The sequence below is a fragment of the Planomicrobium sp. MB-3u-38 genome (assembly GCF_002836425.1).
Taxonomy (GTDB): domain Bacteria; phylum Bacillota; class Bacilli; order Bacillales_A; family Planococcaceae; genus Planococcus; species Planococcus okeanokoites.
The window spans coordinates 1-19811 of sequence record NZ_PJBO01000077.1; the positions used below are offsets into that span (position 1 = coordinate 1).

Annotated in this window: 21 protein-coding genes; 4 read left to right on the forward strand and 17 right to left on the reverse strand. The window is 44.4% G+C overall.

Features of this window, described 5'->3' with window-relative positions:
• Window positions 1-387: 387 nt before the first annotated feature.
• A complete protein-coding gene (locus CXF70_RS16215) occupies window positions 388-1260 on the reverse strand; it encodes a nucleotidyltransferase-like protein (protein WP_101803528.1) in 873 nt (290 codons plus the stop codon).
• Window positions 1261-1495: 235 nt separating this feature from the next.
• Here CXF70_RS16215 and CXF70_RS16220 point away from each other — a divergent pair, with 235 nt between their 5' ends.
• A complete protein-coding gene (locus CXF70_RS16220; RefSeq protein WP_084242261.1) occupies window positions 1496-1849 on the forward strand; it encodes a YgzB family protein in 354 nt (117 codons plus the stop codon).
• A gap of 97 nt (window positions 1850-1946) precedes the next feature.
• On the opposite strand, the gene perR is transcribed toward CXF70_RS16220, so the two are convergent.
• The 4 genes from perR to bcp form a co-directional block, all read right to left on the reverse strand.
• Complete coding sequence (perR, locus tag CXF70_RS16225) at window positions 1947-2390, reverse strand: peroxide-responsive transcriptional repressor PerR (protein ID WP_084242262.1); 444 nt, start codon at window positions 2388-2390, stop codon at window positions 1947-1949.
• 123 nt (window positions 2391-2513) lie between these two features.
• Window positions 2514-3068 (reverse strand): cob(I)yrinic acid a,c-diamide adenosyltransferase, encoded by a 555-nt coding sequence (locus CXF70_RS16230; RefSeq protein WP_084242263.1) that lies wholly within the window; start codon window positions 3066-3068, stop codon window positions 2514-2516.
• Window positions 3069-3070: 2 nt separating this feature from the next.
• Window positions 3071-4012: a D-2-hydroxyacid dehydrogenase gene (locus CXF70_RS16235; protein ID WP_084242264.1), complete on the reverse strand. Its 942-nt coding sequence runs from the start codon at window positions 4010-4012 to the stop codon at window positions 3071-3073.
• Window positions 4013-4025: 13 nt separating this feature from the next.
• Entirely contained in the window at window positions 4026-4502 is a 477-nt protein-coding gene (gene bcp / locus CXF70_RS16240) for a thioredoxin-dependent thiol peroxidase (protein WP_084242336.1), read from the reverse strand.
• A gap of 123 nt (window positions 4503-4625) precedes the next feature.
• Here bcp and CXF70_RS16245 point away from each other — a divergent pair, with 123 nt between their 5' ends.
• Together CXF70_RS16245 and CXF70_RS16250 are read left to right on the forward strand one after the other, a co-directional pair.
• Window positions 4626-5912, forward strand: a complete 1287-nt coding sequence (locus CXF70_RS16245) for a glutamate-1-semialdehyde 2,1-aminomutase (RefSeq protein ID WP_101803529.1) — start codon at window positions 4626-4628, stop codon at window positions 5910-5912.
• Between the two features lie 37 nt (window positions 5913-5949).
• Entirely contained in the window at window positions 5950-7035 is a 1086-nt protein-coding gene (locus tag CXF70_RS16250; RefSeq protein ID WP_084242266.1) for an FUSC family protein, read from the forward strand.
• 49 nt (window positions 7036-7084) lie between these two features.
• Here CXF70_RS16250 and nikC read toward each other — a convergent pair whose 3' ends face one another.
• From nikC to mutY, 9 genes are all read right to left on the reverse strand, one after another.
• Window positions 7085-7972, reverse strand: a complete 888-nt coding sequence (gene nikC, locus CXF70_RS16255; RefSeq protein WP_101803530.1) for a nickel transporter permease — start codon at window positions 7970-7972, stop codon at window positions 7085-7087.
• A gap of 14 nt (window positions 7973-7986) precedes the next feature.
• The gene (locus CXF70_RS16260; RefSeq protein WP_084242268.1) at window positions 7987-8991 is read right to left on the reverse strand and encodes an ABC transporter permease; all 1005 of its coding nucleotides are present in this window, start codon (window positions 8989-8991) and stop codon (window positions 7987-7989) included.
• An 84-nt stretch (window positions 8992-9075) separates the two neighbouring features.
• On the reverse strand, window positions 9076-10683 hold the full coding sequence (locus tag CXF70_RS16265) for an ABC transporter substrate-binding protein (protein ID WP_369916953.1): 1608 nt from the start codon (window positions 10681-10683) through the stop codon (window positions 9076-9078).
• 44 nt (window positions 10684-10727) lie between these two features.
• Window positions 10728-11711 (reverse strand): ABC transporter ATP-binding protein, encoded by a 984-nt coding sequence (locus tag CXF70_RS16270; RefSeq protein WP_101803532.1) that lies wholly within the window; start codon window positions 11709-11711, stop codon window positions 10728-10730.
• Complete coding sequence (locus tag CXF70_RS16275; protein ID WP_199172852.1) at window positions 11686-12705, reverse strand: ABC transporter ATP-binding protein; 1020 nt, start codon at window positions 12703-12705, stop codon at window positions 11686-11688. The genes CXF70_RS16270 and CXF70_RS16275 overlap by 26 nt, the downstream gene beginning before the upstream one ends.
• 190 nt (window positions 12706-12895) lie before the next feature.
• Complete coding sequence (locus CXF70_RS16280; RefSeq protein WP_282021079.1) at window positions 12896-14620, reverse strand: ABC transporter ATP-binding protein; 1725 nt, start codon at window positions 14618-14620, stop codon at window positions 12896-12898.
• Between the two features lie 101 nt (window positions 14621-14721).
• Complete coding sequence (gene ntdP / locus CXF70_RS16285) at window positions 14722-15264, reverse strand: nucleoside tri-diphosphate phosphatase (protein ID WP_084242271.1); 543 nt, start codon at window positions 15262-15264, stop codon at window positions 14722-14724.
• Between the two features lie 103 nt (window positions 15265-15367).
• Window positions 15368-16114, reverse strand: a complete 747-nt coding sequence (gene fabL / locus CXF70_RS16290) for an enoyl-[acyl-carrier-protein] reductase FabL (RefSeq protein ID WP_084242272.1) — start codon at window positions 16112-16114, stop codon at window positions 15368-15370.
• 2 nt (window positions 16115-16116) lie between these two features.
• Window positions 16117-17115 (reverse strand): A/G-specific adenine glycosylase, encoded by a 999-nt coding sequence (gene mutY / locus CXF70_RS16295; RefSeq protein WP_369916955.1) that lies wholly within the window; start codon window positions 17113-17115, stop codon window positions 16117-16119.
• A 192-nt stretch (window positions 17116-17307) separates the two neighbouring features.
• Here mutY and CXF70_RS16300 point away from each other — a divergent pair, with 192 nt between their 5' ends.
• Window positions 17308-18288, forward strand: a complete 981-nt coding sequence (locus CXF70_RS16300) for a metal-dependent hydrolase (protein WP_101803534.1) — start codon at window positions 17308-17310, stop codon at window positions 18286-18288.
• Window positions 18289-18356: 68 nt separating this feature from the next.
• Here the strand turns inward: CXF70_RS16300 and CXF70_RS16305 are convergent, their stop codons facing one another.
• From CXF70_RS16305 to recX, 3 genes are read right to left on the reverse strand one after another with little or no spacing between them, the layout of a single operon-like run.
• On the reverse strand, window positions 18357-18608 hold the full coding sequence (locus CXF70_RS16305; RefSeq protein ID WP_084242275.1) for a YfhJ family protein: 252 nt from the start codon (window positions 18606-18608) through the stop codon (window positions 18357-18359).
• A gap of 4 nt (window positions 18609-18612) precedes the next feature.
• Complete coding sequence (locus tag CXF70_RS16310) at window positions 18613-18945, reverse strand: YfhH family protein (protein WP_084242276.1); 333 nt, start codon at window positions 18943-18945, stop codon at window positions 18613-18615.
• Entirely contained in the window at window positions 18938-19744 is an 807-nt protein-coding gene (gene recX / locus CXF70_RS16315; RefSeq protein ID WP_101803535.1) for a recombination regulator RecX, read from the reverse strand. The genes CXF70_RS16310 and recX overlap by 8 nt, the downstream gene beginning before the upstream one ends.
• Window positions 19745-19811 lie beyond the last annotated feature (67 nt).

Here is a 19811-nt window from a genome sequence, read left to right on the forward strand (position 1 = left end):
CTGGCGCATCGCCGTTCCGAAGAACGCACGATTCGCTTTGATCTGCACAAGTGCTGATCAGTAGATTGTTTATTGACGTTTTGCTGTTCAGTTTTCAAGGTTCAAAATTCCGCGTCCTGTAAAAGCGACTTCTCTAATTTATCATCGTCTATCCTCGGAGTCAAGCTTTATTTATTATTCTAAAAAAACTTAATGTGCCGAAGCGACATGAAATATCATAATACGATACCTCCTCTTTTGTCAACGATAAAGGGACAAAAAAAGAAAATCTTTGGATGCATGGCAATTGCAATATTAAATATTATTATTCCTTTTACAATTCTGTGTGTCTCCTCTAATGAAAGAAACCGGATTGCCCGAGGACAATCCGGTTTGGAAAAGATGCACTCACTTAGCAGCCTTAACAAAATAATAGCGATGGAAAATTCTATCGCTCTTAGTCATGACGCCTTCAGTAAACACGATTTCCTTATCAACAAGATATTCAATGAATACTTCAAGATCAGAAGAATAATTCCTCAGTTCTTCTTGTTCGTGAAGTTCCTGGATGGTCCAGCTCCTTTTTTTCGCCATTACTTCCATAATGTGCTGCGCTCCATCAGCTGTGCGGGAATGAATGAGAAACTCACTGGCCAGGAATAAAAGCTCCAATCGCTTATCAATGGATTCATCGCTGAGAACCAGCTCTTCATACAACTTATAAATGGACGGTTCTATCTTTTTCACTTGGGACCACACAGTCACTTCTGGCGGCAGGCCGTTTTCCAACACCGAGAGCCGTGCCAGGTGATGAAGAGATTCAATTACGTGGCGGTAAGCATCCAGGTAATTTTTTTCTTCAAAGAGAACTTTCCCTTCCAGATAGCGCCGTATCAGCTTGGCATACTCGAGACCCATTTTAATTTTTCTTCCTGCAAACGGATATTCCTTTAGCTCTGTAATTAGTTTTTCCATAAATTCATTTCGATCATAAATGATCCGGCCATTGAACAGCCAGTCCACTATTTTGCGGTTCGTTCCAAGCAACAGCCATTTCTTAAGCTGCTTTTCGGTAATGATGTGCATGGCAGCTTTTTTCTCGCCGTAAGTATAGTGCTTCGTGAAAACAGCCGTTTCATTTTCTTTCGTGATGATCAGCAGTATCGTGTCGAAAGTATCCGTACTTGGACTGACCTTCTCCCTTTTCTCAACGAGCACAACGCCAAGTGTGCTTTCCTGGCTGGCGCGTTCCTGATAAATCGGCCTTAATATTTGTTCCATTCTATTTCACTCCCTGCAGATTCAGGCTTGCTTACGGGTATACCCTTTTTTCATCAACTCAAATATTTTTTGTACATTCTATAGAATCATCGTGGCGGGTTCTCCTGAAACTTCTTCAGGCAAGATCCGCTTTTCTCTATTTCGACATATTTCCGCTGATTCCTTCATAAGAAAAGCATTAACACTTTTTCACATGGATTATGATATAGTATGATTGATGCAAGGAGGAGTAAACATGAAGCCTTATAAAAATAAAATCAATCGTATCCGGACTTTTGCGCTGTCTTTGATTTTCATCGGCATCGTTATAATGTATATAGGCATTTACTTTAGAGAACAGCCCGCAATCATGGTCACTTTCATGCTGCTTGGAGTCGTTGCCATCATCGGCAGTACAGGAGTGTACGCCTGGATCGGTCTTCTTTCCATGAAAACCGTTCCTGTCGAATGTCCGAACTGCGGACGACATACAAAAATGCTCGGGCGCGTGGATATGTGCATGCATTGCCGTGAACCTCTGACTATGGATCCATCACTTGAAGGTAAAGAGTTCGACGTTGAATACAACAAAAAGAATTCAAAAGTATAAACGAAAACCGCCAGCGACTGGATCGCTGGCGGTTTTTTATTCTCAATGAAAAATTTTCAAAATAAAAAAGCGGGCATAAGACTCTATGCACGCTTTCTTATTGCGCCTTTGCTGAATCGGAAAGGCAATCCTGACAAGTGCCATAGATTTCAAGACGGTGGTAATCCACTTGGAACCCAGTAACATGTGATGCCAAATGTTCCACTTCATCCAAGCCGGGATAATGAAAATCCACTATCTTTCCGCAATCATTGCAGATCATATGATAATGGTCATGCGTAACAAAATCGAACCTGCTTGAAGAATCGCCATAAGTCAATTCTTTCACAAGACCGGCTTTTTTAAAAACACGTAAATTATTATAAACAGTTGCAACACTCATATTGGGAAAAGACTTCTCAAGCGCGCGATAAATGTCATCCGCTGTCGGGTGCGTTGTAGAATGAATCATGTACTCCAAAATCGCATGGCGCTGCGGAGTGATTCTGACACCTGTAGACTTCAAAGCATCAAGCGCGTCTTTTAATAATACTTCAGACATCGCCGTGCACCTCACTTCATAAAGATTCTTACTTTATAATCGTTATAATTAGTGTACTCAAAATGCACGGCAGATGTCAAGAAATCACTATAAGCACGCTGGTTAAGAGCTGCTTGTTAAACGTTATTTCTTACTATGGAGTTCATTTTCTTTGCTGCCCATGCGCTGATTGATAAAGCGGGCTGCTACAAACAGGAAGTCTGACAGCCGATTCAAGTAAGCAAGCACTTCCGTAGACGTCCCTTCTCCAATAGAGGTGGCAAGACGCTCTGCCCGTCTGACTACTGTACGGGCTACATGCAGCGCCGCTCCGGCTGGATGTCCACTAGGCAGGATGAAGTTGCTCAATGCCGGCAGTTCCGCATCATATTTGTCGATCCAGGATTCCAGCTTTTCCGTATCGGCGGCCTCCAGTTTCCACTTCACTTCTTTCCCCGCAGGCGTTGCGAGTTCTGCTCCAACATGAAATAAAGTCGTTTGGATTTCATGGAACACATCGCAAATCTCTTCTTTTTCGCCGAAAAATTCGCCATTCAAGTGCGCGAGGGCCAACCCGATCATCGAATTCGCTTCATCACATGTACCATAAGCTTCCACGAGCACATCATTTTTTGGGACTCTTGAACCGTACACCAGCGAAGTGGTCCCTTTATCTCCTGTCTTCGTGTAAATTTTCATGGTCAATACCCCTTTTCCATATTAACAAGATTTGTCGGTTCCTGATTTCCTTCAATCCATTTACGCAAATCTGGAAGAAAAACCTCCATTGCCCGCTCTACATATTTCCCGGATTTACTCGAAACGTGCGGAGATACGATGACGTTCTTCATTCCCCAGAAGGGATGGTCTTCAGCTAAAGGTTCTTGTTCAAAAACATCAAGTACCGCATAGGCTATCATCTCTTCATGCATTGCTTCTATCAGCACTTCATCTTTTACCAGGTCTCCTCGACCAAAATTCATAAATATCGCATCTTCTTTCATTGCTTTAAAATGCTCAATGTTCAGCAAACCATTCGTTTCTGCCGTACTTGGCAGCACTGAAATAACGATATCTGCTTCCGGAAGTTTTCCAATCAGTTCATCGAAAGAAATCATTTCGTTCATATGATCCGCCTGGTTCCCTGAGCGGTTGCAGCCGATGGTCATAACACCGAAAGCCTGCAGCAGCCTACCTATTTCAGACCCGATTGCGCCAGGACCCAGTATCAGCGCTGTTGAGCCAAATAACTCGGTTGAACGGAATTTGCGTTCCCACTTATGATTCCGCTGGTTTTTATAGATTTCGGGCAAGGATCTTTTCAGTGCCAGCAAATGGCCCAGAACCGATTCACCCATCGGCGTTTTATGGATTCCGCGCACATTGGAAACGGTGATGCCCCGTTTTGAAATAGCTTCATGAGGCATCTTCTCAATACCGGCACTTACCACCATGATCCACTTTAAATTTTTTGCATCCTCAATGTCTCCGTCATCCAGATCTTCCCCGTAAGTGACCAATACATCCGCTGTCGGCAATTTACTTTTGTCTTTATAAGCGAAATGAAAATCCGCTTCCGGAAAATCGTCGATGATGCTTTGCTGCATTTTCTCATTCGGCAGAAACGTGAATAATACTTCCATATATGTCTTCCTCCTATGCTTGGCTGAGCTCTTTAACCGTTTCAAGGACTTCCTGGATATGGTCTTTCACTTTGACTTTACGCCATTCTTTCACAACAGTCCCGGTTGGATCGATTAAAAATGTGGAGCGTTCAATTCCCATAAATTCTTTTCCGTACATTTTCTTCTCCACCCATACTCCATATGCCTCAGAAACTTTATGATCTTCATCGACCAATAAAGAGAATGGCAAACCGTGTTTGCTGATAAACTTACTATGCTGTTTTTCAGAATCTGCGCTGACGCCCAGAATGACTGCTCCCAATTCTGAAAAATCTTTCTCTGCATCACGGAAATCGCAGGCCTGTGTAGTGCAACCCGGCGTCATGTCTTTCGGATAAAAATAGAGCACTACATATTTTTTGCCAGAAAAATCTTCCAAAGAAACTGTTTCACCGTTTTCATTTTTCAATGTAAAATCCGGTGCGTGCAAACCTTCTAATGTCGTCAATGCCATCACTCCTTCTCTTAAGTCTATCGTACCTAACTGCCGCAGCACTTTCAATTTCTTTGGCGTTAATGTATAAACTTGTCTACAATAAGGAATAGACATTAAGTAGGAGGAATTGAATCAATGAACCATTCAGAATCAAACAGACTGCACAAAGAAGCGCTCGAACATATCGTCGGAGGCGTCAATAGTCCTTCAAGGTCTTTTAAAGCTGTAGGCGGCGGGTCACCTGTAGTCATGGAGCGTGCAAAAGGCGCTTATTTCTGGGATGTCGACGGCAATAAATACATCGATTTTCTGGCAGCCTATGGACCGATCATTACTGGCCATGGCCACCCTCATATCGCAAAAGCTATTTCAAACGCTGCTGAGACCGGCGTTTTATATGGTACACCGACACGCCATGAAATCACATTTGCGAAAATGCTGAAAGAAGCAATGCCGAATATGGACCGAGTGCGTTTCGTCAACAGCGGAACGGAAGCCGTCATGACCACTATCCGGGTCTCCCGCGCTTATACTGGACGCACGAAAATCATGAAATTCGCCGGCTGTTATCACGGCCATTCAGATCTTGTACTGGTTGCAGCCGGATCAGGTCCCGCTACCCTTGGCACCCCGGATTCCGCAGGAGTTCCGAAAACCATTGCGGAAGAAGTCATCACTATCCCCTTCAATGATCCAGCAGCTTTCGCTGAAGCGATGGACTGCTGGGGCAATGAAATTGCTTGTATCCTTGTAGAACCGATTGTCGGTAATTTCGGCATTGTGGAGCCCCAAAAAGGATTTCTTGAAGAAGTCCATCGCATAGCGGCTGAAAAAGGAGCTTTAATCGTCTATGATGAAGTGATTACGGCATTCCGTTTCCAATACGGCGGCGCACAGGATATGCTTGGGCTCAAACCCGATCTCACTGCGCTCGGCAAAATCATCGGCGGAGGACTGCCGATCGGTGCTTATGGCGGCAAGAAAGAAATCATGGAAACAGTAGCACCTCTTGGACCGGCTTACCAGGCTGGCACAATGGCTGGAAATCCCGCTTCGATACAGGCTGGTATCGCTTGCTTGGAAATTCTCCAAGCTGATGGCGTATATGAAGAAATGGACCGTTTGGGGAAACGCCTCGAAAAAGGCATTTTGGAAGCAGCCGAAGAATTTGATGTAACGATTACAGTAAACCGTTTAAAAGGTGCTTTAACTATCTACTTTACGGATGTCAAAGTTGAAAATTATGAACAAGCTGAAGCTACAGACGGAGAAATCTTTGGGCGATTCTTTAAATTGATGCTTGAGCAGGGCATCAATCTTGCTCCTTCAAAATACGAAGCCTGGTTCCTGACCACCGAACATACTGAAGCAGACATTGATACAGCGCTGCAGGCAGTAAGGAAAGCCTTCAGCCAATTATAAATTACAATCTATTATAGGAAGAAGGGAATCGTAAGTTATGAAATTAGGTGCACGTATATTAAAGACCGGCGTGGCTATTTCAATGGCCTTGTTTTTAGCCAGCTTATTGGAATTGCCTTCTCCTGTATTCGCAGGCGTCGCAGCAATCTTCGCTATTCAACCTTCCATATACAGGTCCTACCTGACACTTCTTGACCAAATATATGGAAATCTGATTGGTGCATCGATTGCCGTCATCTTTGTATTGACTCTTGGCAGCAATTATCTGACCATCGGACTGGCGGCCATACTGGCCATCGTCATCATGTTGAAATTGAAACTCGAAAACACTGTTCCTTTAACACTCGTCACCATTATCATCATTATGGATTCACAGACCAATAACTTCCTTTCATTCGCGTCTTTACGATTTTTGACGGTTTTATTGGGAATACTTTCCGCCTTTATTGTTAATATGATCTTTCTTCCGCCTAAATACGAAAGCCGCTTATTCACTTCCATCCACGAAGTCAGTGAAGAAGTGATCCGCTGGATACGGGTGTCGATCAGGCACGCATCCGATCATGCATCGGTGAAAGAAGACATCGACAAATTGACGGATAAACTCGTGAAAGTGGATCAATGGTATCTTTTCTATAAGGAAGAACGAAGCTATACGAAAAAGCAGCAATATACGAAAGCGAGAAAGCTGGTGCTCTACCGCCAGATGATTGCGACATCCAAGAAAAGCCTTGAGGTGTTGAGAAGATTACACCGGTTTGAAAATGAATTGACGGAACTGCCGGAACAATTCCATATGATGGTGCAGGAAAGACTCGAAAGCCTGGCCAGCTATCATGAACAGCTCTACATGAAATATGTGGGAAAATTGCGTCCTGAACATAGTGAGTCATCAGGAACAGACGCATCGATAAAGCGCCACGAGGTAATGGCTATATTTGTAAAAGAAATTAATATAGCATTGGAATCCGAAGACAGCGACTTTTCGGTCTATCACTTGATGCATGTCTTATCAGCCATCCTGGATTACGAAGAGCAGCTCGAACACCTCGATTTATTGATCATTGCCTACTTGAATTACCATAGCGATGAAGTCGATGAACACTTGGAAAGCATGATTTAATACAATGCAATTAAAAAACGTGCGGAGATAAATTCTCCGCACGTTTTTCTTATGATTTCATACGAGGGTCAAGCGCATCGCGCAAGCCGTCGCCCATCAGGTTAAAACCAAGTACTGTCAGCATGATAGCCAACCCCGGAAAAATCATGGTCCACGGGGCGTTGGTCAGATAGGATCTGGAATCTGCAAGCATCTTTCCCCATTCAGGAGTAGGCGCCTGTGCTCCTAACCCTAAAAATCCGAGTGCTGCAGCTTCAATGATCGCTGTCGCTATCGCCAATGTTCCTTGAACAATGACAGGTGCCATCGAGTTCGGCAGGATATGAGAAAAAAGGATTCGACTATCCTGCATACCGATCGCTTTGGCGGACATAATGTATTCATCTTCCTTTATACTCAAAACCTTCGACCTTATAAGTCGCCCAAAGTTAGGTACATTGATGATTGCAATAGCAATCAAAGCATTACGCAATGAAGGGCCTAATACTGAAACAACAGCAATCGCCAAGAGGATACTTGGAAAAGCCAGCATAATATCGAAAATCCTTGAAATAATGGTATCTACCCATCTACCGTAGTAACCTGCAAGAATTCCAAGGAAACTTCCCACAATTGCGGATGCTATTACTGCTAAGAATCCTACCCAAAGAGAAATTCTAGCTCCATAAACAATACGGGATAAAATATCTCTTCCAAAATCATCTGTTCCCATCCAATATGTAGAGGAAGGAGGCAGAAACCGTTGGGACATGTCTTGCTCATTGATGTCTTGCAGCGTAAACAGCGGACCGATTATAGCCAAGAGGATGAAAAATATAACAATCCCCATACCCACAACGGCCACTTTACTTTTTCGGAATCCCCGCCAGGCCTCTTTCCACGGGCCTGCAACTTTCTGCATTTCAATATTGTCATTTTTTACAGTCGTGTCAGCCATTGTTCTCCTCCTTCCTAATCATATTTGATGCGTGGATCAACTAAACTATAGAGCAGATCCACAAACAGATTAATCATAACGAATATGAATGCCACAATGAGGATGCCGGACTGGATGACCGGATAATCACGATAATTGATCGCTTCATATATATACCTTCCGATTCCTGGCCACGCAAAGATTGTTTCAGTCAAAATCGCTCCACCAAGCAGCAATCCCATTTGAAGCCCGATAATAGTCAATACCGGAATAATGGCGTTTTTTAACGCGTGCTTGTAGACGACCCAAAACATCCGCAATCCTTTAGAACGAGCTGTACGGACATAGTCAGATCGCATGACTTCAAGCATACTTGAGCGGGTCATCCTGGCAATGATCGCCATTGGAATGGTGGCAAGAGCAGTGCCGGGAAGAATCAAGTGGCGCATTATAGTCGAAAGCTGATCAAATTGCCCAGTAATTAAAGTATCAATGATATAGAAACCTGTTATGGATTCAATAGGATCCCGCACATTCATCCTTCCGGAAGTTGGCAGCCAATCTAATTCTATTGCAAAAATCCATTGATTTAAAAGTCCCAAAAAGAATATCGGCATTGAAACACCGATAAGCGCGATGATCATAGCAAGATAATCGAACCATGAATTCTGGAACCATGCAGAAATGATTCCGGCATTGATGCCGATTATAATGGCAATGATAACAGCAAAAACTGACAACTCGATTGTTGCCGCCAAATATGGCCAAACCTCATCCACTACTGGAGTTCTTGTTCGCAGCGACTGCCCCAGATCACCTGTAACCAGTCCTTTTAAATAATCAAAATACTGGATGTACCATGGATTATCCAAGCCTAAAGTTGTTCTCAGGGCTTTTATGGCTTCCTCAGAAGCCTGCTGGCCGAGAATTACTTGAGCAGGATCGCCAGGTATTGCACGAATAATCATAAAAACGATGAATGTCATTCCAAGCAAAACCGGAATCAATTGCAATAGCCGTTTACCAATATAGTGAAGCATTTCTTCACCTCTCCATCTCTAACAAATATGTATAAAATAATTTAAAAAGAGGGGAAATCTGTACGATCTCCCCTCTCGAAAAGTCTACTCCAGATCCACTTCTGCTAATTTGTCTGAACCGGTTGGATGTGGTTTGAAATTCACCACATTGCTGCCTCCCGCAAGTAGCGGTGTTGAGTGAGCCAACGGAACCCAAGGTGCATCTTCATGAATAATTTCCTGTGCCTGTGCATACAATTCATTACGAACCTCTTCATCAACTTCAGTCTGAGCTTCAATCAGAATATCGTGCAATTCCTGATTTTCGTAATAAGTGTAGTTGTTTGATCCGATATTATCCTGATCAAGCAAGACATATAAGAAGTTATCTGCATCGCCGTTGTCGCCAGTCCATCCTAATAGGAAGGCATCTGCTTCACCGTTTGCAGCTTTTTCAAGATAAGTTGCCCATTCATATGAAACGATTTCAGCAGTGATTCCTACTTCTGCCAAATCACTTTGGATCGCTTCAGCAACTTTTTGGCCATCTGGCATATATGGACGCGGAACAGGCATAGCCCAAAGTTCCATTTCGAATCCATCGCCGAGACCTGCTTCTTCAAGCAATGCTTTTGCTTTTTCCGGATCGTAATCATATCCTTCAATTGCATCGTTATATCCGCTGATTACAGGAGGCATCGGGTTTTTCGCAACTTCCCCGCGACCTTCGAAGAAGGCATCAACAATAGCCTGTCTGTCGATGGCATGGTTCATTGCCTGACGTACTTTTGGATCATCAAATGGCTCTCTGGTCGTTGTAAGACCAAGGTAACCTACGTTCATAGATGGACGCTCATATAATTGAAGATCGTCATTGCTTTCAATTGTTTCAGCGTCTGAAGGGTTGATCCCATCAGCCAGATCGATTTCACCAGCCAATAGTGCATTTAGACGGCCAGAGTTATCCGGAATTGCGCGGAATACCACTTCATCCAATTTAGGTTCGCCTTCAACCCAATAATCTTCGAATTTCTCAATACGTACAGTATCATTACGGTTCCACTCAACAAACTTGAATGGACCTGTTCCTACCGGGTTATCACCGAATGCATCACCTTGCTCTTCAATTGCAGTAGGTGAAGCAATACCGAACGGGCTCATCGCCAAGTTTTTAAGGAATGGTGCCATCGGACGTTTCAGTTTGATTGTAACTTCGTAATCGCCTGTAGCTTCAACCGATTCGATTACGTGCCCTTCTTCATCACCGAAACCGCCGAACATTGAACCATAGTATGGGAATTGATCTGCATCTCCTGCAGCCCAGCGGTCAAAGTTTGCTACCACAGCTTCAGCATTGAAGTCTGTTCCATCATGGAACGTTACGCCTTCTTCCAACGTGAATGTGTAAGTCAATCCGTCTTCTGCTGCTGTATATTCAGAAGCCAAACCTGGTTCAATTTCTGTATCCTGTTCACCGAAGTTCACAAGCGTATCAAAAATATTCTTCGTAACTTTAAATGATTCACCGTCTGTAACAGTGATAGGGTCAAGTGATACCGAGTCTCCACCGCGTCCGAAGATCAATACTTTCTCTTCACCGGATTCCCCTTCGCCACCAGTTTCACCATTGCCTTCTGAGCCTTCTTCCGATCCGCCACTGCAGCCGTAAAGCACTGTAGAGATCAGTAAAAGCATCAAAAATGCAAGGGACATGATTTTTTTATTCCCCAAATTAACCCCTCCGTTTTTGTTTATTATCATTGCGGCCTGCTTTCCTCGTAAAGGTGGCAAGCTACAGAATGACCTTTTTCAACCTCCGCAAAAATCGGTACTGTCGTTTCACAGATATCCATTTTGAATGGGCATCTCGTATGGAACCGGCATCCGCTCGGCGGATTTGCGGGACTTGGAACATCCCCTTTTATCACAACTTCTTCCCTCTCGAATGCCGGATCCGGTACCGGTACTGCTGTCAGCAATGCCTGCGTATACGGATGCAGCGGCTTTTCGTAGAGGTCTTCGGTATCAGCCATTTCAGCCATGTTACCCAGATACATTACTCCAACACGGTCACTGATATGGCGAACCACCCCTAGATCATGGGCAATAAATATATAAGTCAGTTTCAGCTCTTTCTGAAGATCCTGCATCAGGTTTAGAACCTGGGCCTGAATCGACACATCGAGCGCTGAAACGGGCTCGTCAGCAATAATGAGTTTCGGATTCGTCATCAACGCCCGCGCAATACCGATACGCTGACGCTGTCCGCCACTGAATTGATGCGGGTAACGTTTGGCATGATAACTGCTCAATCCGACGATTTCCAGGAATTCATACACTTTTTGCTTTCTCTCTTTCGGATCACCTATATTGTGGACGTTCAAAGGCTCCATCAATATTTTTTCAATCGTATGACGAGGATTCAGCGAAGCATAAGGATCCTGAAAGACCATCTGAATATCACGCCTTGCCTTGCGCATATCATTACTTGAAAGTGAAGTCAGCTCTTGTCCGTCAAATGTGACTTTTCCTTCAGTCGGTTCAAGGAGCCTCATCAACATGCGGCCGGTTGTGGACTTTCCGCAACCAGATTCCCCTACGATGCCTAGCGTCTCGCCTTCTTTTACTGAAAACGAGATATCATCCACCGCTTTCACATGGTTGCTCACCCTGCCAAAAATACCTGATTTGATAGGAAAGTATTTTTTCAGGCCCTCAACTTTTAACAATTGTTCGGTCATGCTTTTCTGCCTCCTTCGGATCAAATAGGAAGCACCGGGTCTGATGCTCTTCAGTTGTTTGATAAAGCGGCGGAGTTTCTTCTAAACAACGGTCGAAAGCGAATTCACATCTTGGCGCGAATCTGCACCCTGTCTTAATCGAACCGGGTTTTGGAACATTTCCCGGAATCGAATAAAGCCGTTCTTTTTTAAACCTCATATCCGGCACGGATTCCAGAAGCCCCCGTGTGTAAGGATGCTGCGGATCTTTGAATATGGCATCGACCGGACCTTCCTCAACAACCTTGCCTGCATACATAACAACGACTCTTTCACACGTTTCCGCAACGACCCCGAGATCGTGTGTAATAAGCAATACAGCTGTGTTCAGTTCTTTATTCAGGTTCTTAATCAGTTTCAGGATCTGAGCCTGGATCGTAACATCCAGTGCAGTGGTGGGCTCATCCGCAATCAGCACTTTCGGATCGCACAGCAATGCCATGGCAATCATGACACGCTGGCGCATACCTCCCGATAATTGGTGTGGATGCTCTTTCATCAACCCTTCCGCACGAGGCAGTCCGACCAATTTCATCATTTCAACTGCACGATCGTAGATCTGTTTTTTCGACCAGTCCTTTTTATGGATTTTAACCGCTTCCTGCAATTGGTTGCCGATTGTAAACAGCGGATTCAAGGAAGTCATCGGTTCCTGAAATATCATGGCTATATCATTGCCCCGGATGTCACGCATTTTCTTTTCGGGCAGTTTCGTTAAGTCCTGATTTTCGAATAGGATTTCACCGTTGGTAATTTTCCCGGGAGGACTGGGAACCAGTCCCATGATCGACAAGGACGTAACACTCTTGCCGCAACCCGATTCACCTACTATCCCCAAGACTTCCCCTTCGCGAATATGAAAGTCGACATTATCTACTGCCGGCACTTCGCCGTCGTCCGTGAAAAAGGTAGTCTGCAAACCTTTTACTTCTAAAATCTTCTCTCTTTCTATCATCTGGCCACCCCTTTTTACACATGGATAATTCTGAATATTTTATTTCTTTTTATTATACGGAAATTCAGACTATATGCAATAGTTCTTTTTATAGGGCCATCTGATAAATTTTTATGAATGAAAAAAAGCCAGCCGGTTATTTACCCGGCTGGCTTCTTATAAACACCTATATTATGGAAGAGAATTGTTTTTAATTGAAATGCTGAACTTGGAAAAGGTTATAGTAGACCCCTTCCCGTTTCATCAATTCGTCATGCGTCCCCTGTTCTTTGAGAACGCCATGGTCAATAACAAGTATTTGATCGGCATGGGTGATTGTCGATAAACGATGGGCAACAATTAATGTTGTCCGGTCGTGTGCCAATCGCTCAAGAGAGTCCTGAATCAGCGCTTCGCTTTCCAGATCAAGTGCAGAAGTCGCTTCATCGAGAATCAGCATCGGCGGATTTTTCAAGAATACTCGGGCAATCGCAATACGCTGTTTCTGCCCCCCTGATAATTTCACGCCCCGTTCTCCGACTTTGGTGTCATAGCCTTCCGGCAGCAATTCAATGAAAGCATGGGCGTTTGCCGCTTTTGCAGCCGCTTCGACTTCTGCGTCTGTAGCATCCGGTTTCCCCATCAGGATATTGGCTTTGACCGAATCGCTGAATAGAATCGAATCCTGAAGCACAAGGCCGATCTGGTCACGGAGTGTATGGATGCTGACATCTTTCAGGTTATGGTCATCCATATAGATGCCCCCGCCCGTCACATCATAAAACCGGGGGATCAGTGATACAATAGTGGACTTCCCGCCGCCGCTCATTCCAACCAGTGCAACGGTCTGGCCCGGTTTCACCGTAAAACTCATATCGGAAAGGACTTCAGTTCCGCCATCATTATAATGGAAGGAAACGTTGCGGAACTCCAGTTTGCCATCCACGACTTTCAAATCACGTGCACCTTTTTTATCAGTAACGTCATAATCTTCATCGACCAATTCAAATACACGGTCCATCGATGCCAAAGATTGCACAAGCGTAGTCGAAGAATTGACAAGCCGGCGCAACGGATTATAAAGACGTTCAATATATGCGATGAACGCAACCATTGTTCCCAGAGTCAAATTGCCTTGAATAACCTGATAGCCCGCATAGCCGATCACCAGCAAAGGTGCTACGTCGGTAATGGTATTGACGACTGCAAAAGCTTTCGCATTCCATTTTGTATGGTCGATTGCCTTGTCCAAAAATTGATCATTTGTGTCATTGAAGATTTTTTGCTCATGCTTCTCCAGAGCAAAACTTTTGATGATGCTCATTCCCTGGACACGTTCATGAAGATAACTCTGGACATTCGCCAGTGCCTGGGAACGTTCACGTGTCAAATCGCGCAGGCGGCCAAAGAAATACTTCACACTGAGCGCATAGAATGGAAACGCCAATAAAGCCACGACAGTCAGTGAGACATCCATCGACAGCATAATACCGATGGCGATAAGAATCGTCGCCAGATCGAGCCAGACATTCATCAATCCGATCATCACAAAATTTTTCGTCTGTTCTACGTCGTTGATGACGCGCGAGATGATTTCTCCGGCGCGTGTGTTGGCATAGTATCTGAGGCTTAGCCGTTGAAGGTGTCCGTAAAGATATCCGCGGATGTCGTAGAGGATTTTATTGCTTACATACTGTGCGTAATATTGGCGGAAATATTCGATCGGCGGCCGAAGCAGAAAGAACACGATTGCCGTTCCGCCCAGCCAGAGGTAAAGCTGCTCCAATTTTTCCTGGCTCGACAACGCCTCTGCTCCGATGATATCGTCAATGACAATTTTGATCAGCAAAGGGATGAAAAGTGGAATTGCAAATTTAAATATACCAATAAGGATAGTTAATGCTATTTGCCAATAATATGGCTTTACAAAATGCATGTACCGTTTCATGCTGCTTTGTTTCTTATCGTTCAAACTGTTCACTCCATTCTTTCTTCAAAATGAAAAACCTGTTGGCCGGCAACAGGTTTTCATACTACTCAGCGGATCCTATTATGTCTGTGGAACTCATAACGGTCCGTCCATACTTCGATGAAGTCCTGGGCAAACGGGCCTCTGCGCTGTTTAATCCAACCGATCAGCTTTTCGACATTGCGATAAAGAATCTGGTCGATCACTTCAGGATACCCCATCTGCCTTTTATGGTCTTCATATTCGTCTTCATCCAGTAATGTGTAAGACATGTCCGGAAACACTTTTACATCCAGGTCGTAATCGATATACTTCAAAGAACCATTATTATATACGAATGGTGAACTGATATTGCAATAATAATAGACCCCATCATCACGAAGCATACAAATGATATTGAACCAATGCTCCGCATGAAAATAACAAATTGAAGGCTCACGTGTGAGCCACGTCCTGCCATCCGATTCGGTTACCAGGGTCCGTTCATTTGCACCGATTACAATGTTATTCGTCCCTTTCAAAACAGTTGTTTCCTGCCAGACACGGTGGATTCGGCCGTTGTGCTTGTAGCTGTGGATTTGTATCGTTTCTCCCTCTGCGGGAATCGCCATGTCCATCCCACCTTCTCGTCTAAGCCCTTATATTATCTGCTATTTCAATATTATATCAATCAATTCTGAAAACATACAGTAATACGGCGAGAAAGGCAAAAAATTACATAACGACCGAGCGTCCGCCGTCTACGATAATAGTCTGTCCGCGGATCATATCCGAATCATCGGAAATAAGGAACATGGCCGTCTTGACCATATCTTCGATTTCGACCATGCGTCCTGCCGGTGTGTTGACGCGGGCATCATTCAATAAATCTTCACGGTTCGGGAAATGTTTCAGCGCTTCCGTATCGAGTGCTCCGCCGGAAACCGTATTGACTGCAATTCCTTTTGGCGCGAGTTCCACTGCCAAGTAACGGGTGATTGATTCGACAGCCGCTTTCGAAACGCCGATAGTCGTATAGTTTTCAAGATAGCGTATCGATCCAAGTGAACTGATCCCTACAATTTTACCGCCTTTATCCATCAGTTTCGCAGCTTCTTGCGCACCGAAAAGCATCGCTTTGGCATTGATGTTCATTGTCCAGTCCCAATGGGATTCTTCCAGCTCCATAATAGGACGAAGCACCCCTGACGCGGCATTGGATACGAATACATCCAACCTTCCAAACTCCTCTTTAATCGTTTCGAACATGCCGCGCAATTTCTCGACATCTCCGACATTTGCTCTGACCAGCAATGCTTTGCGGCCTCTTGCCTCAATTTCCTTTACTGTATCAAGTGCCGCTGTCTTACTGCGCGCGTAATTGACTACAATGTCATAGCCTTCTTCCGCCAAAGCGATTGCCATCGCCTTTCCAAGTCCCCTGCTGCTTCCTGTTACCAATGCCACTTTCTGTTCGGCCATCGTCATACATCTCCTCTGCTTTTCAAAGCTGTTTTCATTTTTTGAACCGGCCCGGCTATCGGCAGCAATTCCATTTCCGCCGAATCGACCCATTTCATATTGTCGGGTATCTCTAAATTTACACCTTCGGCAATAAAGCCATCCACGTTCCATGTTAAATGAGAAAAGACATGTTTGAAAGAAGTAATTTTCTCCGCTTTTACAATTGTTCCTTTAAACTGTTCGGAAAGGAGCTCCTCGATTTCCGCACCGTCTATGCCAACAGGAAATTCCAGCATCGGAAATTGCCACATATTAGCCAGCAGTCCCTTCGAAGAACGTTTCTCCATCAAAAAAGATTCTCCATTCCGAATAGCGACCATTGCATAATTGACTGCCTTCGTGTTTTTCGCTTTGGTCTTAACAGGAAGCTCATGCTGGCGCCCCTCATGGAATGCGGAGCAATGTTCACGTACAGGACACAGCAGGCATTTTGGCGAAGTGGGCGTACAAATCAGCGCGCCAAGCTCCATCAATCCCTGATTGAAGGCGGATGGATCTTCATGGCTGATTAATCCTGTGACCGCTTCTTCAAAGATTTTACGTGTTTTCGGTTTGGCTATATCTTCGTCGATTAAAAGAATACGGGATAGAACCCGCATGACGTTACCGTCAACGGCATGTTCCGGCAATCCGTATGCGATACTGAGCACCGCGCCGGCTGTGTAAGGTCCGACTCCTTTCAAAGCGGATATTTCTTTTCGGCTTGCCGGAACTTTGCCTCCGTAATTTTCAGCTACTTCCCGCACTCCTGCCTGAAGATTTCGCGCCCGTGAATAATAACCGAGCCCTTCCCATTGTTTCAAAAGAATTTCTTCATCAGCATCTGCCAGATCGTGCAGCGTGGGAAATTTTTCAACGAATCGTTTGTAATAGGGGATCACCGTATCCACTCGAGTCTGCTGCAGCATAATTTCCGAAATCCATATTTGATAAGGATCGGCGGTACGCCGCCAGGGCAGATCTCTTTTTTCTGCGTGGAACCAATCAATCAAGTCAGTTTGAAATTGCTTTTTTTCTATATTAATAGTGGAACCCTCCATTGATTCTAGATTATTTCGTTTGAATTCAGGGTATGTAATAAGTAGCAGCGACGGATATCTTTACAAGAGACAGCCGTCATAAAGCAAATTTTTCCGAAGGGGGATGAGACGATGGATACAGGCACACACCTCGTCATGGGCATCGCGCTCGGCGGCCTCGCAATGGCTGACCCTGTTGTAGCGACTGATACTGTAACCATGACAGCAGTCATCGCAGGAACCATCATCGGCTCGCAGATCCCGGATGTTGATACCGTGCTCAAATTGCGGGACAACGCAGTCTACATACGTCACCACAGAGGTGCAACCCATTCGATTCCGGCTGTATTGACCTGGCCGCTTTTATTAAGCGGCGCATTATGGTTCATTTTTCCGGAAGTGAATTTGCTCCATCTATGGCTGTGGACATTCCTCGCGGTTGTTCTGCATGTTTTTGTGGATATCTTCAATTCGTACGGCACCCAGGCATTGAGGCCGTTTTCGAATAAATGGGTAGCACTGGGGGTCATTAATACTTTCGATCCCATTATTTTCGGCTCACATGTCATTGCTTTAATGATCTGGGCTTTCGGCGCAGATCCGGTATGGACCATCAGTATCCTGTATACCGTGCTGGTGTTTTATTATATATCACGATTTGCACTGCAATCTGCTATCAAACAAGCAATCAGGAATACTGTCCCTGGCGCCACTGAGATATTCGTTGCGCCCACAATGCGTTTCTTCCATTGGCGGATCGCAGCAGATACAGATAAACACCATTACGTTGGACGCGCATATGGACGGACAATCAATTTCTACGACAAATTCATGAAGAAGCCTTTGCCGGAAAGTGAATTGATCCAGACGGCGCTCAAAGACAAGAACCTTTCAGCATTTGTATCATTTTCGCCACTTTATCGTTGGGAAATCAACGAATATGGTGATATTTATGAAGTACGGTTAATTGATCTCAGATACCGCAGCAATGATTATTACCCTTTTGTGGCAGTTGCCCATCTGGACCAGGATTATAATATCCTCAACTCATATACCGGCTGGATTTTCAGCGAAGACAAGCTTCGGAAAAAATTGGATTTCAGCCATAATTAATGGCAATCACAAAACGCACACTCCAGGGTGTGCGTTTTTGTATTGCTTTCCAACCTGTGAAGCTTGAACTAATCATTCAGCAAGTGAGCATATTTTGGATTACTCGCCGCAAATTCATGGATATTTTCGCCATAGCTGTCGATCCACTGGCGGACAACTTTTTCCACCACTTCTGTTCCTTGGTAATCATAGCCCGCTTTCGCATAGGATGATTCAAAATCCGATGCCAGCAGCTCGATCCATGTTCTTGCTTTCTCTTCGGTTATTTTCGGATTCTTTTCCTGCAGCTCGTATGTTAATTGTTCGATAAGTTCTTTCATCTTTTTACTTCCCTTCTTTTAAAGGACGCAGCATGGATATCGGCAATGCCTCTGTATATTTTTCTCCCCCGAGACGGTAACCCCATGCAAATCGGCCTTTCAGATAATCGATTTGGAAATATACATTGGGATCTCCTTCTATATGGTAGACTTCCCCCTTTTTGAAATCTTCCGGATCCAACAGGTAGGATGCCGCCATAATGGCTTTGCGCTCCAATACCGCAAATTCGTTGATGATTCCGAGCTGTTCGGCTTTCCGCGCTTTTTCCTTCAGCCGCGCGATTTCCGTCCGCAATTCCTGTTCGTCCATCTGGTTATAGCGTTTTTCCTCACTCATCTTCGTTCTCCTTTTTTTCCAAGTATTCGTTGATCACTTCAGCAGGAAACCCTTTTTGGTAAAGACCTTGCTTCACTTTCGATTTCAAGTCGTAGCCGGTCAGCTTGCCGCTGTGTTTACGCCATAATTTATCACCCTGTGCCGCGACAATATCCGTCCATTGGTCTTCGTCTTTTTCTAAATCCAGATCGGCGATTGCCAATTTGATCAATGAATACGAATAACCCTTACGAAGAAGGGTATCACTGATTTTCTGTTCAATCTGCCTTGGTGTTTTCGTCTTTTCTTTATCGGCGATTTTTTCAGCCATCTCCTTGGCGAGCTCTAATTGCTCTTCTTCTGAATAGGAAGCGAGAACATCTTTTTGCACCTGTTTATCAATCCCTTTCTTTTGCATGTCCTGCTGGATCGCTTTCGGTCCTTTTTTTGATGATCTCATCTGCGTCCGCATCAATGCTTCCGAAAAAGTGCGGTCGTCAAGAAAATTCAATTCATATAATTTTTTAATGGCTTCATCTATTACTGCTTCCCCGAATTCTTTATCTTTCAGCTTCTGGCGCACTTCATTTTCACTGCGCATCCTGAAGCTTAAAAAATCAAGGGCTTTATTGAACGCTTTACGGATTTCATCTTCGAAGTTCATTTCTTCGATGGTCCATTGGTCCAGCTCTTTGCCTTTGGTCAATTGATATCTGACAAGCACCGTTTCATCAACACTGAAAGCGAACTTTTCCTCCAGAAAAATATTATAGCGTTCCGGATTGTTTTTCCCCTGTGTGATCTTTGTGATTATAGGCATACAGCGGCACCTCTCTTCCTTATTCAGTATACCCTTTTAAGAGCTTAAATGCATCGATTCAGGGTAC

Excerpts from the sequence above, each read along its gene's own strand:
- CXF70_RS16215 (WP_101803528.1), bottom strand. The coding sequence starts at position 1,260 with ATGGAACAAATATTAAGGCCGATTTATCAGGAACGCGCCAGCCAGGAA.
- CXF70_RS16220 (WP_084242261.1), top strand. The coding sequence starts at position 1,496 with ATGAAGCCTTATAAAAATAAAATCAATCGTATCCGGACTTTTGCGCTG.
- perR (WP_084242262.1), bottom strand. The coding sequence starts at position 2,390 with ATGTCTGAAGTATTATTAAAAGACGCGCTTGATGCTTTGAAGTCTACA.
- CXF70_RS16230 (WP_084242263.1), bottom strand. The coding sequence starts at position 3,068 with ATGAAAATTTACACGAAGACAGGAGATAAAGGGACCACTTCGCTGGTG.
- CXF70_RS16235 (WP_084242264.1), bottom strand. The coding sequence starts at position 4,012 with ATGGAAGTATTATTCACGTTTCTGCCGAATGAGAAAATGCAGCAAAGC.
- CXF70_RS16245 (WP_101803529.1), top strand. The coding sequence starts at position 4,626 with ATGAACCATTCAGAATCAAACAGACTGCACAAAGAAGCGCTCGAACAT.
- CXF70_RS16250 (WP_084242266.1), top strand. The coding sequence starts at position 5,950 with ATGAAATTAGGTGCACGTATATTAAAGACCGGCGTGGCTATTTCAATG.
- nikC (WP_101803530.1), bottom strand. The coding sequence starts at position 7,972 with ATGGCTGACACGACTGTAAAAAATGACAATATTGAAATGCAGAAAGTT.
- CXF70_RS16260 (WP_084242268.1), bottom strand. The coding sequence starts at position 8,991 with ATGCTTCACTATATTGGTAAACGGCTATTGCAATTGATTCCGGTTTTG.
- CXF70_RS16265 (WP_369916953.1), bottom strand. The coding sequence starts at position 10,683 with ATGTCCCTTGCATTTTTGATGCTTTTACTGATCTCTACAGTGCTTTAC.
- CXF70_RS16270 (WP_101803532.1), bottom strand. The coding sequence starts at position 11,711 with ATGACCGAACAATTGTTAAAAGTTGAGGGCCTGAAAAAATACTTTCCT.
- CXF70_RS16275 (WP_199172852.1), bottom strand. The coding sequence starts at position 12,705 with ATGATAGAAAGAGAGAAGATTTTAGAAGTAAAAGGTTTGCAGACTACC.
- CXF70_RS16280 (WP_282021079.1), bottom strand. The coding sequence starts at position 14,620 with ATGCATTTTGTAAAGCCATATTATTGGCAAATAGCATTAACTATCCTT.
- ntdP (WP_084242271.1), bottom strand. The coding sequence starts at position 15,264 with ATGGCGATTCCCGCAGAGGGAGAAACGATACAAATCCACAGCTACAAG.
- fabL (WP_084242272.1), bottom strand. The coding sequence starts at position 16,114 with ATGGCCGAACAGAAAGTGGCATTGGTAACAGGAAGCAGCAGGGGACTT.
- CXF70_RS16300 (WP_101803534.1), top strand. The coding sequence starts at position 17,308 with ATGGATACAGGCACACACCTCGTCATGGGCATCGCGCTCGGCGGCCTC.
- CXF70_RS16305 (WP_084242275.1), bottom strand. The coding sequence starts at position 18,608 with ATGAAAGAACTTATCGAACAATTAACATACGAGCTGCAGGAAAAGAAT.
- CXF70_RS16310 (WP_084242276.1), bottom strand. The coding sequence starts at position 18,945 with ATGAGTGAGGAAAAACGCTATAACCAGATGGACGAACAGGAATTGCGG.
- recX (WP_101803535.1), bottom strand. The coding sequence starts at position 19,744 with ATGCCTATAATCACAAAGATCACACAGGGGAAAAACAATCCGGAACGC.